Here is a 15268-nt window from a genome sequence, read left to right as displayed (position 1 = left end):
CAACCAGAGACGCCGTCACGACCTCGACATGACGACATCATGATCCGGACACTGGTAGACATTTCTCGTGATTCGAGTGCTTCTCGCGGAAGATCAGCACGTCATCCGCAGCGCGCTGGCGACCCTCCTCGCGCTGGAGGACGACCTGGAGATCGTCGACGCCGTCGCGTCCGGCGACGCCGCCCTGGACTCCGCCCGGGTCCACCGGCCCGACGTGGCGGTCCTCGACATCGACATGCCGGGCACCCTGGACGGCCTGGCCGCCGCCGCGAAGCTGCGCGCCGAACTGCCCGGGTGCCGCGCCCTGATGCTGACCGCGTACGGCAAGCCCGGCCACCTGCGCCGGGCGCTGGCCGCCCAGGTGGACGGGTTCCTGCTGAAGACCGCGCCGCCCGAGGAACTGGTGGCGGCCATCCGCAAGGTGGCCTCAGGGGAGCGGGTGCTCGACCCCTCGCTCGCCGTGACCGCCTGGGACCTGGCCGACAACCCGCTCACCGAGCGAGAGGTGGAGGTGCTCAGGCTGCTCGCCGGGGGCGCCCAGGCCACGGAGATCGCCTCCCGGCTGTTCCTGAGCGCGGGAACGGTGCGCAACTACCTCACCACGATCGTCGCCAAGCTGAACGCCCGCAACCGGACGGACGCGGTGCGCGTCGCTAGCGAGGCAGGCTGGATCTGAGCTCGAACCAGCCGTCCTGTACCGAGGTGGTCAGGGCGCCGGAGAGCATGGCCAGCCGGGTGGTCAGGTTGCCGATGCCCGACGACCCGCGCCGCGTCCTGGAACGCTGCGCCCCGTCGTTGCGCACGCTGAGCAGCACCTCGTCGCCTGACGCCGAGGTCACGATCTCGACCTGGCGGGCCGCGCTGTGCCGCAGGACGTTGGTCACCGCCTCCCGCAGGACGGCGCTCAGCGCGGTGTCGGCCTCCGCGGTCAGCTCGTCGTGCCCCAGCTCCACGTGCACCTCGATGCCTGCCGCCTTGAGCACCGACCGGGCCGAGCCCGCCTCCTGGGCGAGGGAGAGGACGCGGTGCTCACCGGAGACCGCCCGCAGGTCCGCCTCGGCCTGTTCCGTCATCTCCAGGATCTGCCGCAGCTGCGCGGCGGGGTCGGCCAGGCGCCGGGCCAGCTCGCAGGTGAGCAGGATGGCGGCCAGACTGTGGCCGAGCAGGTCGTGCAGGTCGCGGGCGGCGCGCAGGCGCTCCTCCACCACCGCGGAGCGGGCCAGGTCCGCCTTGGCCTCCTCCAGCTCCCTGACCACCTGGGCCAGGCGGAGCAGGCCGTACACGACCAGTCCGGTGACCAGCGTGCTGACCGCGTAGTTGACCGTCACCGGCACCGGCAGGCCGAGCCGTACGCCGATGGCCGCGACGGCCCCGATGACGAGAGCGACCAGGGGCCAGGCGAGCGACCAGCGGAAGGCCAGCAGCAGCGGCCCGGCGAGGAACCCCGCGACGCCCAGCCAGACCATGCCGAAGAACGCGATCGGCGCGAAGGCGAGCACGGCCATGACGGCCAGCGCCACCATGTGACGGCCGCGGGTGGAGCGCACCTGCAGGTACCCGATCACGCCGAGGAGGACGGCGGCCGCGGGCAGCTGGGCCGCCGGGAGCTGCAGCAGGGCCTTGACGCTGAACCCGGTCAGGACGGTGGCCAGGAGCGCGACCGCGAACCGGTGGGCGTGCCGTCCGGCGGTGGTGTCCGGCCGGGCGGCGGGCAGCGGGAGCACGGCCTCCACGACCAGCCGGCCCTGGGGCGTCAGGCCGGTGGTGAGCGAGCCGCCCGCGTCGGCGAAGCCGGACGGCAGCTCGCCCAGGAAACGGTCGTCGGCGGTGCGGGCCCCGTCGCCGGTGACGCGCAGGCGTACCGTCTGGCCGTCGGCCATCGTCTCGATCAGGCACTCCGACCCGGTCTCGATCACCTCGGTCACCGCCTCGCGCAGGACCGCGGCCAGCAGCGCCCCCGCGGGGCCCAGCGGTTCCGGGTGGGCGGCGCGCACCTCGAACCGGATGCCGGCGGTCGAGAGCATCGCCTTGGCCGTGGTGAGCTCGGGCGTCAGCGAGGTGGCGCGGTAGCCGGCCGCCGCCGAGCGCGCGTCCGCCAGGGCCGTGCGGGCGGTCGTGACCACCTCGCCGAGCAGTTCGCCCGCGTTCTGCGGGGCCGCCAGCGCCCGGCGGCAGCCGTCGGCGATCGCGGCCAGCCCGGCGCCGAGCCCGGTGTTCAGCTCGGCGGCGATCCGCAGCCGCTCCTCGGCCACCGCCGCGGCGGCCAGCGCGAGCCGGGCGGCCTGCATCTCGCCGACCCGCTCGGTCAGGCGGGTCAGCGCGAAGATCACCAGCGAGATGAGCGCCGCGCTGATGGTCGCGTCCAGCGTGCCGACCCAGGCGGCGATCACGACGACCAGCGGGGCCAGCAGCCGTAGCCGGGTCAGCAGCAGGGAGCCGCCCAGGAACCCGAGCAGCCCCACCGACAGGCCCAGCGCGAGCACACCCGCGAAGCACGCCACCGCCTGCGCCCCCACCAGCCACCAGGTACGGCGGCGCGGCAGTTGCAGCAGGAAGGCGGGTAACGCGGCCAGCACGCCGTACGGCGTCGCCGCCACGTAGACCGCGGCGAAGGCGGCGAAGACCGCGACAGCCGTGACCCGCGCCATGACACCCCTTCCAAAACTCCGGCGAAAGGCAACATTCTCGACGAACACCCCGAAACCCACACCGGCGACCTTTTTAGAGGTTAGTCTCTAAAACATGAGAGTTCCGAGGGTGTGGGGGGCGAGCGTCTGGGGTGACCTGGCGATGATGCGCCGCCAGCTGCACACCCTCCGCGACCTTGCCGCCGCGAGCTGACCTCGGAAACCGCACGGGGGCGTTCCCGAGCCCTGCGCACGGCCTACAGCGGCAGCCGGATGTCGAAGCGGCAGCCCGGCCCCTCGTTCGCCACGGTCACGTGGCCGTCGTGCGCGGCCACGATGCCCTGGGTGATCGCCAGGCCGAGCCCCGCGCCGCCCTCCCGCGTCGGGGTGCGCGCCTTCTCGCCCATGAACGCCACCTCGAACACCCGCTCCAGATCCTCCTCGGGGATCCCTCCGCACGCGTCGGCGACGGTGAGCGTCGCCGCCCCTTCCTCCACCGCGGCGCCGACCACCACCTCGCCTCCGGCGGGCGTGTGCCTGATCGCGTTCTCGACGAGGTTGCGCAGCGCCCTTCCCAGCGCCGCCGCGTCGGCGCTCACGGGCACGATCCCGCACTCCGTCCGCACCTTCACGCCCTTGCGCACGGCGAGCGCCTCGACCCCGGCGACCGTGTCCGCCACCAGGTCGCCGAGCCCGATCCTGGTCCGGTGCAGCCGGAGCGCGCCCGCGTGGATGCGCGACAGCTCGAACAGGTCGTCGACCATCGAGGAGAGCCGTTCGACCTCCACCCTGATCTGGGTCGGGTACCGGTGGGGGTCGCCGACGCCGTCCTCCAGCGCCTCGGCCATGGCTCGCATGCCCGCCAGCGGCGTGCGGAGGTCGTGGCTGACCCACGCCACCAGTTCCCTGCGCGCCCCTTCCAGGGCGCGCTCCCTGGCGTAGGACTCCTCCAGGGCCTGGGCGATGTCCCGCAGCTCGGCCGGCAGGCCCGCGGGCACGACGAAGGACGGCTCCCGCACCGCGGCGGCGAGGCGCCGGCTCGCCCCCACCACCTGCCGTGCCAGGGCGAAGGCCACGCCGAGTCCGACGAGGCCGCCGACGGCCACCACGGACAGCACCAGGTCCCTGGCCGAGCCGTCGATGATCATCTTGAGCGTGATGGCGGTGACGCCGGCGAGCGTGGCCACGACCGCGACCACCGCGACGACGGCCAGCATGACGCCGATGGACCGGGTGCGCAGGCACCGCATCAGGGCGAGACCGGCACCCGCCACGACCATCCCGAGCCCGGCCGTCACAGCCACGATTTCCAGAAAAGTCATGACAATGGCTCGTATCTGTAGCCGACGCCCCACACGGTGACGATCCTTCGCGGAGCGGTCGGGTCGGGCTCGACCTTCTCCCGCAGCCGCCGCACATGGACGGTCACCGTCGACGAGTCGCCGAACGACCACCCCCACACCTGGTCGAGCAGCGCGGCCCTGCTGAAGGCCTGGCGCGGGTTGCGCATCAGGTAGGCCAGCAGCTCGAACTCCCGCGAGGTCAGCATGACCGGCTCGCCGCCGAGCCGTACCTCGTGCGCGCCCACGTCCACGACCAGGTCGCCGTCGCGCAGCACCCCCGTACCGCCGGTGACGGCGGCGCCCTGGGCCCTGCGCAGCACCGACCGCACCCGCAGCGCCAGCTCGCGCGGGCTGAACGGCTTGGTCACGTAGTCGTCGGCGCCGGTCTCCAGGCCCACCACGCGGTCGATCTCCTCGCCGAGCGCGGTCAGCATGATCACCGGAACCGGCCAGCGCTCCCGCAGCTTCCTGCACACGTGCAGGCCGTCGACCTTGGGCAGCATCAGGTCGAGCACCATGAGGTCGGGCGGTTCGGCGAGCGCGCGCCGCAGGGCCTCCGCGCCGTCGCCGACGCACTCGACCCGGTGGCCGTCGCGCTCGAGATAGCGGGCCACGACCTCGGCGACGGTCGGGTCGTCGTCGACCACGAGGATGCGAGTGCTCACACCGTCACGGTACGGCTAATTCCCGCGCGAAAGCATGGTCCCGGGCGTACGGTATGCGTATGGGTCGATTGGTCATGCTCGTCGTCGGCGTCGCGCTGGCGCTGTGGGTGCTCGTCGCCTTCATCCTGCCCATGCTCGTGGGCCTGGTGAAGCTCGCGCTGATCATCGGCGTGATCGCGCTCGTGGTCTTCGTCGCCGTCGCCCTGGTGGGCAGGACGGCCCGCTAGGTGTTCAGCCTCGCGCTGGCGGACCCGGCCGGTCTCATGCTGATCGCCGGCCTGCTCCTCCTCCTGCTGGCGGCCTGGGCCGTCGGCGTGCTCCTGGCCCAGCGGGGCGGCACGCCGAGCTTCCCGCTGACCTACGCCAGGAGGACGGCGTTCCTTCGCCAGCGCGACCCTGACGCGGCGGGCAGACCGCGGCCGAGGGCTCCGTCACCGCACTTCTCGTGAACGAAAAACCTTTTCTTTCTCCGAGGAGTTGTGGTGATCGATTCTTTCGTCATGTTCATCACCGGGTTCGGCGGTAACACCGCGCTGGTGATCGTGCTGTTCACGCTGGCCGTACGGCTGCTGCTGCTGCCGCTCAGCGTGCGCCAGGCCAGGGCCGCCAAGGTGCGGCAGAGACTCGCCCCCGAGCTGAAGAAGCTGCAGGAGCGGTACGGCCGCGACCCCGAGCGGCTCAGCAAGGAGGTCAACGCCCTGTACGCCAAGGAAGGCACGTCGGCGTTCGCCGGCATCGGGCCGGCCTTCGCGCAGCTGCCGTTCCTGTGGCTGATGTACCAGGTCGCCACCCACCCGCTGGTCGGCACCGACCTGCTCGGGCAGCACCTCGCGACGGTGGTCGCGCAGTACGGCCTGGTCAGCGCGCCCGCGCTGGCCTTCGTGGCGATCATCGCGCTGATCGCGCTGATCGCGTGGTACACCTCCCGCCGCATGGAGGCCGGCCAGTTCAGGATCCTGAAGCTGCTGCCGTTCGGCACCGTGCTCGCCGCGGCCTTCCTGCCCCTGGCCACCGGGATCTACCTGCTGGTCTCGACGGCCTGGACGGCGGCCGAGCGCCGGCTGCTCTACCCGGCTTCCTTCAACGCGGCGACCTGACCGTTGGCGACGTTCGGGGCAGGGAGCACGGCCCATACCGTGGTCGTCTCCCCCTCGTGTCGCACCCCCCAGCTCTCCGCGACGTACTCCACGATTCCGAGCCCGCGCCCGCCGAGCGACGACAGCGTCGGACGGCCCGCGCGCGGCTCGGTCGCGGCACCTCCGTCACTCACCGCCACCTCGACATGATCGTCACTCCACAGCCACGCCACCCTGACCATGCCGGAGGTCAGCGGTCGCGCGTGCCGTAGCGCGTTGCTCAGCAGCTCGCTCACCACCAGGACCGCGTCATCGATCGCGGCGGCGTAGACCCCCCACTCTTGCAGGTCAGTGCAGAGGCGCTGGCGTGCGACGGCGACGCTGGACAGTGCGTACGGCAACATCACGACGCTCGACACACCCACCTCCCCGCTCCCAGTTCCCCCCAGGGAAACCCCCCCGGTACGACCGAAATGCCCCGTTACCCGGTCCCAGAAACCGCGTCTCGATCACGGCTTGTACACATTGGACGATAGATCAGGGCATCCGTGACCGGCTCGTTACCGCCTCGGTGTGTCGGGCGCGATAGTGAGAACGAGCCTCATCCGGGTGCCTCCGACGGGTCGCGGATGGGCCGTGACCTCGCCCCCTTGCGCCCTGGCCAGACTTCGCACGATGTACAGGCCGAGCCCCACGCCGCCGAATCTGCGCCGGTCACCGCTGTCGGCCTGCACGAACCTCTCAAAGATTCGGTCACGGTCGGCGGGGGCGATGCCGACGCCCTCGTCGTCGACGACCACGACCACCCGCCCGTCCTCCGCCCACGCCGCGACGCGGATCAGCCCGCCGTCGGGTGAGTACTTGAAGGCGTTCTCCAGGAGCTGGCCGAGCACGATGTCGGTGGCCAGGGCGTCGCCCCTGACGTCGGGCAGCCCCTCGGGGACGACCACCTCCACCCTGTGCGCGTCGGACAGCACCGGCAGCCCGAGCGTGGCCGCGCGGATGCGCTCGGCGACGCTGAAGGTCTCGATGCGGACCTTGAGCTCCTCCGCTCCCGCGCGGGCGCCCAGCAGCAGGTGGTCCATCAGCTGGCCGAGCGACCTGGCCCGCTCGGCGATGGTGTGGACGGCGGAGCGCCGTTCGGGGTCGGTCAGCTTGTCCCACCGGGAGTCGAGCGTGCTGGCGAAGCCACGCACGATCGTGATCGGGGTGCGCAGCTCGTGGCTGGTGGTGGCCAGGAACAGGTCCTTGGCCTCCTCCAGTTCCTTGGCGGCGGTGATGTCGCGGAAGTCGATCACCATCTCGCCGGTCTCCTCGATCTTCGCGCTGACCACGTCGAGCCAGCGGCCCGACTCGAGCTGGAAGGTCAGCTTCCGGCCCGGCTCGGGCAGCGGGAACGGCGGCGGCCTGCCGATCGCCTCGTCGGCGGCCACGCCGGTGAGCTGGCCGGCCGCGGGGTTCCACCGCAGGACCCGCCCCTGCCCGTCCAGCACCGCGATGCCGTCGGCGCTGGCGTCGAAGACGGCGCGCTCGTGCGCCCGCTGCCGCAGCACCTCCTGGTAGGCCTCCGCGTTGCCGACGGCGATGCCCGCGTGTCCCGCCAGCAACTCGAGCAGCTCCAGCTCGAGCGGCCCCGGTTTTCGCTCGGCGAACAACGCGTAGAGCGCCCCGTACGGGCGCCCGCCCACAGCGGCCAGGCCGAGCGCGATCGTGTGCAGGCCGGGTAATTCCGCCCACACCAGGTCGTCGAGCCCCTGCGACTCCAGCATGACGGTCCTGCCGGTGCGCAGCAGCTTGCCCACCAGGCTGCTGCGCAGGTCCGCGGTGGCGTCCCTGAGCGTCTCGGGCAGCTGGTAGGCGCTGACCAGCCGCAGCCGCTCCTTCTCGATCAGCACGAACCCGCCCGCGTCGGCTCCCGTCAGCTCGGTGAGGCTGGCCGCGATCCGGTCCAGCACGGCCGGCAGTTCCAGCTCGGCGTTGATGTCGCCGACCACGTCGGTGAGCCGGCGCACCAGCATGGCCCTGCGCGCCGACCGGTCGTGCGCGGCGACGTCGTCGCCGGTCGGGTGGTGGACGTGCACGTAGCCGATCACCGCGTTGCCCTGCAGCAGCGCGCTCGTGTCGACCCGCACGTCGAGCAGCGTGCCGTCCTTGCGGAAGCGCCTGGTGCGCAACGAGACCTGGCCACCCGTGCGAACCCGCTCCAGCACCGCGTTGTGCTCGGCGGTCAGCTCGCCGGGAACGATCGGCGCGCGCCGCCCGACCAGCTCCTCGAAACTCCACCCGAACAACCGCTCCGCCGCAGGGTTCCAGGCCAGCACGGCCTGGTCTCTGTCGAGCACGACGACCGCGTTGGGGGCGCTGGAGAGTACGGCCGCGGTGATCTCCTCGTCACCCACCTTTCCATAGTGCCGGTGGCGGCCTCGCTCCGTGGCCTGATCCGTCCGATACGCTGCGGGCTATGTCGGCTGGCGACCTCGATGCCCTGTTGAGGGTCACCTCACCCACCTACCGGCCCGAGCGACCGCCAGAGGTCGCCATCGGCACCTACGACGGCGCCGTGGGCAGGCTGGTGCTCGCGGTGACCGGCAAGGGCGTGGTCGCCTGCAGCTTCGACGACGAGCACGCCGTCTTCGAGCGGATCTCGCGGGCCGTCGGCGGGCTCGTCGGGCCCGACCCGCGCCGCCTCGACCCGGTGCGGCGCGAGCTCGACGCCTACTTCTCCAGACGCCTGCGCGCCTTCACCGTCTCCGTCGACCTGCAGCTGGCCACGCCGTTCGCACGCACGCTGCTGCAGATGACCATGGCGGTGCCGTACGGCACCGCCACGACCACCGGCGACCTGGCGGCCCGCATCGGACGGCCGCAGGCGCTGCGCGCGGTGAGCAACGCGCTCAACGGCAACCCGGTGTGCGTGATCGTGCCCTGCCACCGGGTCGCCGATCGCGAGAGCTACCCCGGCGGGCCCACCGCGCTCGAACGCCTGCTGCGCGTCGAAGGCTAGCGGCGCCGCCGTACCGCGCCGCCGAGCAGGCCGACCAGCAGCGTGACCAGGCCGGCGACCAGGAAGGCGCCCAGCGCCGCGCTCATCCACGGCTGGCGGGTGAAGCCGAGCGCCGCGCGGGCGCCGTCCCAGATCGCGGCCCACCACGGGATCGTGGACGGGGCGGCCAGCAGCCACCACGCGCAGAACCCGAGCGCCCACGGGACCGTCATGATCCAGCGGGAGGGGGCGCGCTCGCCGGTGTTCCAGGTCCTGCCGCTGCCGAGCAGGAAGTAGTCGACGACGAGCACGCCCAGCATCGGCACGAAGACGGCGCCGATGATGCTGAGGAAGGCGCTGTAGGAGTTGACGTCGACGAGGAGCGCCACGCCGATCGTCACGACGCCGAGAGCCACCGAGAAGACGCGCCGGTCGACGCGCGGCATGAGGTTCTGCAGCGACATGGCCGTGGAGTAGACGTTCGCGAACGACTGGTCGGTCTCGCGCAGCACCAGGATGCCGAAGAACAGCGCGCCCAGCGGCGCGGCGACGAACGGGCCGAAGACCGCCGTCGGGTCGTTCAGCACGGCGTCATGGCCGGCGATCGCGACCGCGTAGACGCCGATGGCCAGGCACGCCACCTGGGCGATCGTGTAACCGCCCACCACGCCGGTGAAGGCGGCCGAGCTGCTGCGCGAGTGCCGGGCGAAGTCGGCGGCCAGCGGTACCCACGAGACCGACAGCGCGATCACGAAGTCGACGGCGGGGGCGAAGGCGTCCCACGAGCCGCCGGTCGGCGCGGGAGCCCGCTGCAGGAGCGCGACCGCGAACCAGACGGTCGAGACGATCACGCCGATCGTGACGATCCGCCTGATGAGCCTGATCGCACCGAGCGGGTAGATCGTCAGCCCGGTGGTGATCACGCCCGCCACGATCACCCAGACCGCGTACGGCACGGCGTCGCCGACGATCGCCTGGGCGCCCATGGCGATGACCCACAGCTCGAAGGCACCCCACCCGAGCATCTGGATGATGTTGAGCACCGTGGGGACGTAGGACAGCCTCGCCCCGAACAGGCCCCTGAGCAGCACCATCGCCGGCTGTCCCGTCTGGGCGCCGGGGATGGCCGCGAGGCCCACCATGGCGGTGCCGATGAGACTCCCGACGACGGTGGCGGTGACCGCGGCGGTCATCGTCAGCGGGTTGTCGTCGAGGAGAGGGTTGATGAGGAAGAGGGCGAAGGAGAAACCCAGGAGGCTGACCCCGAGGTTGGCCCAGAAGGCGCCCTGGTCGAGGACGCCGAGGGTTCTGGGCGGGGCCTGGTCGAGGGTCAGCGGTACTTCGGCATGCTTCGGATCGACGACATGCGTCATCGCACGCTCCCTACGCCGGCATTACCCGGACAGGTTCATGCGGTCGGCGACGCCTGGGGGTCGCCCTCTCAGCCCGGCCATGCCCGAGCTCCCGCGGTTACTGGTTTGAGGCGAATTATTACATCTCGTTCCTTTTTGGCAACCACCCCCTCCCCGCCTCCCCGCCCCTCCCGCCCGCCCCTCCCGCAAGCCACGCCACCGAACCGGCCCTCCCGAAGAAGCCCCGACCACCCGCCCACACCACCGCACCGGCCTCCCGGCCACCCAGGAAGACCCCGCCCGCGCCCCCTACAACCGCGACCGGACGCCGGCACCGGCCTCCCCGAGAAACCCCGGCCCGCGCTTTCTTCGCAGTTCCGGGAGGTTGTGGTGGGGCGGGTCCGCGAGAATGGGGACATGACCGTTCCCGAAATCGACGTCACCGACGTGCCCGCCGGAGCCTTCCTGCTCGACGTCCGCGAGCCCGAGGAGTGGACGGCGGGCCACGCCCCCGACGCCACCCACATTCCGCTCGGCGAGCTGCAGGCCCGCGTCGACGAGCTCCCCTCCGGCCCCGTCTACGTGGTGTGCAGGGTCGGCGGTCGGTCCGCGCACGCCGCCGCGTGGCTCAACCACATCGGCCGCGACGCGGTCAACGTCGGCGGCGGCATGCAGTCGTGGGAGCTGGCGGGCAAGCCTCTGGTCAGTGAGAGCGGCCGGCCGCCGTTCGTCGCCTGACGCCGTCTACTTGAGCAGCTTCGACATCCGCCGGTCGGCAAGGATCTTGCCCTCGGTCTGACAGGTCGGGCAGTACTGCAGCGAGGAGTCGGCGAACGACACCTCGCGGATGGTGTCGCCGCACACCTCGCACGGCTGCCCCGTCCTGTTGTGGACGCGCAGCCCCGACTTCTTCTCCGCCTTCAGGTCCTTGGCCGCCAGGCCGTGGGCGCGCTCCACCGCATCCCGCAGCGTGGTGACGATCGCCTCGTGCAGGTCGGCGATCTGCGCGTCGGTCAGCGTGGCCGCCATCTTGAAGGGTGACATCCGGGCCGCGTGCAGCACCTCGTCGGAGTAGGCGTTGCCGATGCCCGCGATGATCTTCTGGTCTCTCAGCAGACCCTTGATCTGGGTACGGTTGCCGCCCACGATCTCCTTCAGCGCCTGGACGGTGAACTCGGGCACCAGCGGGTCGGGCCCGAGCGAGGCGATGCCGGGCACCTCCATCGGGTCCTTGACGACGTAGACGGCCAGACGTTTCTGGGTGCCTGCCTCGGTCAGCTCGAAGCCGGGCGCCAGGCCGTCGTCGTCGGGCGCCAGCCGTACCCGGACCGCGAGCGGGCCCTTGCCCGGACGCACGGGTTTGGCGCCCGACAGGTCGGCGCGCCAGCGCAGCCACCCCGCCCTCGACAGGTGGGTGACCAGGTGGAGGCCGTCGCAGTCGAGGTCGAGGAACTTGCCGTGCCTCGCCACGCCGGTCACCGTCAGCCCGCCGAGCGCGGTGACGGGCGGGTCGAAGGTCTTGAGCGCCTGGAAGGCGACCACGTCGACGGCCAGGATCGTACGGCCGACCGCCTGCTCGCGCAGGAAGCCGGCCAGCGACTCCACTTCGGGAAGTTCCGGCATGCCTCCAGACTAGAGCGCACCCCCGGCGAGCGCCCTCGGACGAGCCGGGGCCGCGTCAGGGAAAAGCTGCTCCCGACCCCGCTCCCCGACGGAAGCGGCGGGTTCCTGACCCCCACGATCCCGGACGGCGGGGCCCGGGGTCAGGGGACGTCCCAGAAGGCCAGCTCGTGCCGCATGCCCTCGGTGAACAGTTCCTTCGCCCTGCCGAGGTCGGGCGCGGCCTCGTCGATCATCCCGGCGATCCGCTCGGTCAGCGCGGCGAACCCGGGGTCGGCGTAGGTGTCGACCCAGGCGCGGTAGCGGGGCTCCTCCGGCTTGTTCTCGGCGAGGATCCGGCCGAGGGTGGAGTATCCCCACATGCACGGGTACAGCGCGGCCAGGCCCTCGGCGTAGTCGGCCGCCGACTCCAGCAGGAAGGCGGTGTAGGCGGCGCAGGCCGGGCCCTTCCGCGCGCCGTCCAGGTCCGCGTCGAACGACGCCGACAGCGACCGGTGCAGCGAGAGCTCGTCGTGGTACGTGGTGTGCGCGAGGTCGACCAGGTCGCCCAGGTGGGCGGCGGGTGCCTGCCACGCCAGCCGGGCGAACACGCGCACGTAGTCGTGCAGGAACAGCCAGTCCTGCTCGAGCCACGACTTGAAGACCTTCTCCTCGAGGTCTCCTCTGCCGATGCCCACGACGGTGGGGTGCGCGAGTTGCGCGTCGAGCAGGGGCCGGCCGGTGGCGTGCAGTTCCGCAGAAATCGACATATGCGGCAAGTTACCGGTTTTCCGTGGTGAGAGCGGCGGCGCCGAACGACACGCTGAACCGCTTGCACCAGATCGACACGCTGGTCAGGCTGCCGAGGTCGGTGTCGGCGGGGATGGCGTAGTTGGCGTTGCCCTTGTTCCCCTTGAGATGGCCGAGCTCCACGTACCTGCCGTCGTCGAAGTTGTGCCAGGAGTCGGTGACCGGCTGGTCGCTCAGCCATACGCGCAGGTCGGGGCCGTCGGAGGTGGCCAGGCGCTCGATGCGCAGCACGCGGCTGCCGTCGGGCAGCCTGAGCACCTTCGCGACACCCGACGTCTTGTGCTCATGGGTCACGAAATTTCCGGACATGAGGATGGTGGTTGCCGGGGCCGTCACCGCCGGGACACCTCCCGCCCGAGGGCTCGGCCGATCCGGGGACGGCCGGTCCGGGGACGGCCGGTCCTGCGAGGGCGGCGCCGAGGACGTGACGGCCGCCTCCGGGAACGGCTCGTCCACCTCGACGGTGGTGAAGAGCCGCCACGGCTGGAACAGGTACATCGCGACCCCGAGGACCACCGCCGCGGCGATCCAGGTCAGCGGATGGCGGAGGAGCTTCTTCATGGGTCCACCTGACCACGCCCCACGCCTGACGACGCTTACGGACCCCTTACGGCGTAATTTGAGGATATGAGTGTCACCATCGCCGAAGAGGTCCTGTTGCTCGCCCACAGCGAGGAGGACGGCAGGCAGCTGATCGGCTCCGCGGAACTGGGCGCTGCGCTGGGCGGTGCCGTCCTCGCCGAGCTGGCCGTCCAGGACCGGATCGAGCTGTCGAAGAAGACGGTCGCCGTCAAGGACGCCACCGGCACCGGCGACCCGGACCTCGACGCCGCGCTGACCCGAATCGCGGAGGACGGCAAGGAGCGCAAGCCCGCCTGGTGGGTCTCCAAGATCGGCACCACCAAGCTGAAGACCCGCCTGCTGACCAAGCTCGCCGACGCCGGCGTGCTGTCCCAGGAGCGGGGCAAGGTGCTCGGCGTCTTCCCCACGACGCGCTGGCCGGAGGCCGACGGCGGGGTGGAGGCCGAGGTTCGCGAGCGGGTGGCGAACGCGCTGGCCGGCGCGGACCCGGAGCCCCGTACGGCGGTGCTGATCGCGGTCATGCACGCGTGCAGGCTCGACCGCAAGGCCTTCCCCGGGGCGAGCAAGGAACGGATCAAGCAGATCACCGACGGCGAGTGGGCCGGCGAGGCGGTCGCCAAGACCATCGCCGACATCAACGCGGCCATCATGATCGCCGCCACCAGCGCCGCCATCGGCGCCGCAGCGGGCGGCTCCACAGGCTGACTCAGGGCGAGGCACCCGCCCTCCCCACCGGGGTGGTCACGACGGCGGGCGCACCGGCCCCGGGGTCAGCCCTTGTCCAGCGCGTCCTTGGGAACCGGCTGGTCCGCCTTCAGCGCCTCGAACAGCTGGGTGGCCCGCGTGGTGTCCCACTTGACCGCGGCCCCGCCCGCGACGTTCTCGTTGCCGCCGAACGGCACCACCGTCGTGATCGGGTCGCCGCCCATCGCGAGCCCGAGCGACAGCAGGTCGAACGCTCCGGTCGAGCCGTCGACCCGCACCGCGTCCGTGGCGCCGATGGCCAGCGGGATCGAGGTGAACGGGTTGATCAGCACCGCGGGGCTGGCCGCCTTCTTCACCACCGCGCCGAGGAACTGCCGCTGCCGCTTGGTCCGCTCGAAGTCGGGCAGCGCCCCGCCCTTCCTGGTGCGGACGTAGCCGAGGGCGGTGCCGCCGTCCATCTCCTGGCAGCCCTTCTTGAGCTTGAGCCCGGCCTTGGGGTCGTTGATCGCGTTCTTGACGCAGATCTCGACGCCGCCCACCGCGTCGACGATGCCGACGAACCCGGCGAAGCCGACCTCCATGTAGTTGTCGATCCTGATGCCGGTGACGTTCTCGACCGTGCGGGTCAGCAGCTGGGGGCCGCCGATGGCGAAGGCCGCGTTGAGCTTGTTGCGCCCGTGGCCGGGAATGCTGACCGCGGAGTCGCGGGGCAGGCTGACCAGGGTGGGCCGGTCGCCGCCCTCGGGGATGTGCAGCAGCATCATCGAGTCGGTGCGCCGGCCGACCGCGCGTCCGGTGGCGAGCTTCCTGCGCTGGGCCGCCGACAGGCCCTCGCGGCTGTCGGAGCCGACGAGCAGCCAGTTGGTGCCGGGGGTGTCGGCGGGACGGCCGTCGTAGTCGTCGAGGACGCCGTCGATGCCCTGGATCCGCCCGTTGATCCAGAAGAACCCGACCACGCCCAGCACCAGCAGGACGGCGATCAGGGCGGCGAGGATCATCAGGATCGTCCGGCCCTTGATCCGGCCGCCCAGCAGCGGGCCGCGGGGGCCGCGCGGCTCCCTGGGTTCCTTCGGCGGCTTGCCCAGGGGGCGGACGGGGCTGGTGCCCGAGCGCGCCTTGCCGTACACGCGGGACGAGGAGGGCGGCGGGGGCGGGGACGGCGGCTCGTTCACCCTGGTGGGCTCGGCGCCGGGGACATGGTGCGCGGGCGCGCCGCCCGAACGGGGTTGACCTTCCTGCCGCCTGGGCAGGGGGCGGCCGTCGCCTGGCGAGCGCATGGCCCTGGTGCGGTCGTCCTCGGTCACGTCGTTTTCTCCCCCTCGGTATGGTTCGACGGTACTTCGTGGCTCTCACCAGTGCAGAGTGCTCGCCAAGGTTTTCCCATGGAAAAGTACTCAGACAAGAGCCGGAGTCCCTCCGGAAACATCTGACGCGACCTGGATCGTTACGGTTGGTGGACGACGTCGAACGAAAGGATGATCGTGTCCGCTCCGGACCCATGGAGTACTAGCCCGTGCATCCGCACG

17 protein-coding genes and 1 riboswitch are annotated in these 15268 nt (G+C 71.6%); of the genes, 7 read left to right on the top strand and 10 right to left on the bottom strand.

All coding sequences use genetic code 11. From position 1 onward, the window contains the following. Positions 1-67: 67 nt before the first annotated feature. Positions 68-676 (top strand): response regulator transcription factor, encoded by a 609-nt coding sequence (locus ABZX22_RS33550; RefSeq protein ID WP_354917050.1) that lies wholly within the window; start codon positions 68-70, stop codon positions 674-676. Here the strand turns inward: ABZX22_RS33550 and ABZX22_RS33545 are convergent. The 3 genes from ABZX22_RS33545 to ABZX22_RS33535 all read right to left on the bottom strand — a co-directional run bounded on the left by ABZX22_RS33545 (position 654) and on the right by ABZX22_RS33535 (position 4635). Next, positions 654-2648: a histidine kinase gene (locus ABZX22_RS33545; RefSeq protein ID WP_354917046.1), complete on the bottom strand. Its 1995-nt coding sequence runs from the start codon at positions 2646-2648 to the stop codon at positions 654-656. The two genes, ABZX22_RS33550 and ABZX22_RS33545, sit on opposite strands and share 23 nt — an antisense overlap. Positions 2649-2884: 236 nt before the next feature. Then, positions 2885-3949 (bottom strand): HAMP domain-containing sensor histidine kinase, encoded by a 1065-nt coding sequence (locus ABZX22_RS33540; RefSeq protein WP_354917043.1) that lies wholly within the window; start codon positions 3947-3949, stop codon positions 2885-2887. Then, positions 3946-4635 (bottom strand): response regulator transcription factor, encoded by a 690-nt coding sequence (locus ABZX22_RS33535; RefSeq protein WP_354917040.1) that lies wholly within the window; start codon positions 4633-4635, stop codon positions 3946-3948. Before ABZX22_RS33535 ends, ABZX22_RS33540 begins: the two co-directional genes overlap by 4 nt. A gap of 59 nt (positions 4636-4694) precedes the next feature. Between ABZX22_RS33535 and ABZX22_RS33530 the strand changes: the two genes are divergently transcribed. Genes ABZX22_RS33530 through yidC form a run of 3 tightly spaced genes read left to right on the top strand, consistent with a single transcriptional unit; the run spans position 4695 to position 5732 of the window. Continuing rightward, positions 4695-4862 carry a hypothetical protein gene (locus ABZX22_RS33530; protein ID WP_354917037.1) on the top strand — a complete coding sequence of 56 codons (168 nt, stop codon included), beginning with the start codon at positions 4695-4697 and terminating at the stop codon, positions 4860-4862. Further along, the gene (locus ABZX22_RS33525; protein ID WP_354917034.1) at positions 4863-5084 is read left to right on the top strand and encodes a DUF6412 domain-containing protein; all 222 of its coding nucleotides are present in this window, start codon (positions 4863-4865) and stop codon (positions 5082-5084) included. It abuts the gene before it with no gap. Between the two features lie 33 nt (positions 5085-5117). After that, positions 5118-5732: a membrane protein insertase YidC gene (gene yidC, locus ABZX22_RS33520; RefSeq protein WP_354917031.1), complete on the top strand. Its 615-nt coding sequence runs from the start codon at positions 5118-5120 to the stop codon at positions 5730-5732. Here yidC and ABZX22_RS33515 read toward each other — a convergent pair. Both ABZX22_RS33515 and ABZX22_RS33510 read right to left on the bottom strand, forming a co-directional pair. Next, positions 5702-6130 (bottom strand): ATP-binding protein, encoded by a 429-nt coding sequence (locus ABZX22_RS33515; protein WP_354917027.1) that lies wholly within the window; start codon positions 6128-6130, stop codon positions 5702-5704. The genes yidC and ABZX22_RS33515 overlap by 31 nt on opposite strands. A gap of 141 nt (positions 6131-6271) precedes the next feature. Next, on the bottom strand, positions 6272-8110 hold the full coding sequence (locus ABZX22_RS33510; RefSeq protein ID WP_354917024.1) for a PAS domain S-box protein: 1839 nt from the start codon (positions 8108-8110) through the stop codon (positions 6272-6274). Between the two features lie 62 nt (positions 8111-8172). Here ABZX22_RS33510 and ABZX22_RS33505 point away from each other — a divergent pair, with 62 nt between their 5' ends. Next, complete coding sequence (locus ABZX22_RS33505) at positions 8173-8715, top strand: methylated-DNA--[protein]-cysteine S-methyltransferase (protein ID WP_354917021.1); 543 nt, start codon at positions 8173-8175, stop codon at positions 8713-8715. On the opposite strand, the gene ABZX22_RS33500 is transcribed toward ABZX22_RS33505, so the two are convergent. Further along, a complete protein-coding gene (locus ABZX22_RS33500) occupies positions 8712-10067 on the bottom strand; it encodes a cytosine permease (protein ID WP_354917018.1) in 1356 nt (451 codons plus the stop codon). The genes ABZX22_RS33505 and ABZX22_RS33500 overlap by 4 nt on opposite strands. Next, positions 10058-10172, bottom strand: a riboswitch (TPP riboswitch). (Overlaps the previous gene by 10 nt.) A 291-nt stretch (positions 10173-10463) precedes the next feature. Here ABZX22_RS33500 and ABZX22_RS33495 point away from each other — a divergent pair. Beyond that, positions 10464-10784 carry a rhodanese-like domain-containing protein gene (locus ABZX22_RS33495; RefSeq protein ID WP_354917015.1) on the top strand — a complete coding sequence of 107 codons (321 nt, stop codon included), beginning with the start codon at positions 10464-10466 and terminating at the stop codon, positions 10782-10784. A gap of 6 nt (positions 10785-10790) precedes the next feature. Here ABZX22_RS33495 and ABZX22_RS33490 read toward each other — a convergent pair whose 3' ends face one another. The 3 genes from ABZX22_RS33490 to ABZX22_RS33480 all read right to left on the bottom strand — a co-directional run bounded on the left by ABZX22_RS33490 (position 10791) and on the right by ABZX22_RS33480 (position 13016). After that, positions 10791-11669 (bottom strand): DNA-formamidopyrimidine glycosylase family protein, encoded by an 879-nt coding sequence (locus ABZX22_RS33490; protein ID WP_354917013.1) that lies wholly within the window; start codon positions 11667-11669, stop codon positions 10791-10793. 140 nt (positions 11670-11809) lie between these two features. Next, on the bottom strand, positions 11810-12415 hold the full coding sequence (locus ABZX22_RS33485) for a TenA family protein (RefSeq protein ID WP_354917010.1): 606 nt from the start codon (positions 12413-12415) through the stop codon (positions 11810-11812). A 10-nt stretch (positions 12416-12425) separates the two neighbouring features. Next, complete coding sequence (locus tag ABZX22_RS33480) at positions 12426-13016, bottom strand: DM13 domain-containing protein (RefSeq protein ID WP_354917007.1); 591 nt, start codon at positions 13014-13016, stop codon at positions 12426-12428. A 66-nt stretch (positions 13017-13082) separates the two neighbouring features. On the opposite strand from ABZX22_RS33480, the gene ABZX22_RS33475 reads away from it, so the two are divergent. After that, positions 13083-13742 (top strand): GPP34 family phosphoprotein, encoded by a 660-nt coding sequence (locus ABZX22_RS33475; protein WP_354917004.1) that lies wholly within the window; start codon positions 13083-13085, stop codon positions 13740-13742. Positions 13743-13807: 65 nt separating this feature from the next. On the opposite strand, the gene ABZX22_RS33470 is transcribed toward ABZX22_RS33475, so the two are convergent. Then, positions 13808-15046 (bottom strand): LCP family protein, encoded by a 1239-nt coding sequence (locus ABZX22_RS33470; protein ID WP_354917001.1) that lies wholly within the window; start codon positions 15044-15046, stop codon positions 13808-13810. Positions 15047-15268 lie beyond the last annotated feature (222 nt).

This window comes from Nonomuraea sp. NPDC003804 (assembly GCF_040610675.1).
GTDB lineage: Bacteria > Actinomycetota > Actinomycetes > Streptosporangiales > Streptosporangiaceae > Nonomuraea.
The sequence above is the reverse complement of the archived record's forward strand: the minus strand, read 5'-3'. Positions and strand labels throughout refer to the sequence as shown.

What these genes read in the sequence shown, in the direction of transcription:
- ABZX22_RS33545 (WP_354917046.1), bottom strand. Translation starts at nt 2,648, where the DNA reads ATGGCGCGGGTCACGGCTGTCGCGGTCTTCGCCGCCTTCGCCGCGGTC.
- ABZX22_RS33490 (WP_354917013.1), bottom strand. Translation starts at nt 11,669, where the DNA reads ATGCCGGAACTTCCCGAAGTGGAGTCGCTGGCCGGCTTCCTGCGCGAG.
- ABZX22_RS33480 (WP_354917007.1), bottom strand. Translation starts at nt 13,016, where the DNA reads ATGAAGAAGCTCCTCCGCCATCCGCTGACCTGGATCGCCGCGGCGGTG.
- ABZX22_RS33475 (WP_354917004.1), top strand. Translation starts at nt 13,083, where the DNA reads ATGAGTGTCACCATCGCCGAAGAGGTCCTGTTGCTCGCCCACAGCGAG.
- ABZX22_RS33505 (WP_354917021.1), top strand. Translation starts at nt 8,173, where the DNA reads ATGTCGGCTGGCGACCTCGATGCCCTGTTGAGGGTCACCTCACCCACC.
- ABZX22_RS33495 (WP_354917015.1), top strand. Translation starts at nt 10,464, where the DNA reads ATGACCGTTCCCGAAATCGACGTCACCGACGTGCCCGCCGGAGCCTTC.
- ABZX22_RS33540 (WP_354917043.1), bottom strand. Translation starts at nt 3,949, where the DNA reads ATGACTTTTCTGGAAATCGTGGCTGTGACGGCCGGGCTCGGGATGGTC.
- ABZX22_RS33500 (WP_354917018.1), bottom strand. Translation starts at nt 10,067, where the DNA reads ATGACGCATGTCGTCGATCCGAAGCATGCCGAAGTACCGCTGACCCTC.
- ABZX22_RS33485 (WP_354917010.1), bottom strand. Translation starts at nt 12,415, where the DNA reads ATGTCGATTTCTGCGGAACTGCACGCCACCGGCCGGCCCCTGCTCGAC.
- ABZX22_RS33530 (WP_354917037.1), top strand. Translation starts at nt 4,695, where the DNA reads ATGGGTCGATTGGTCATGCTCGTCGTCGGCGTCGCGCTGGCGCTGTGG.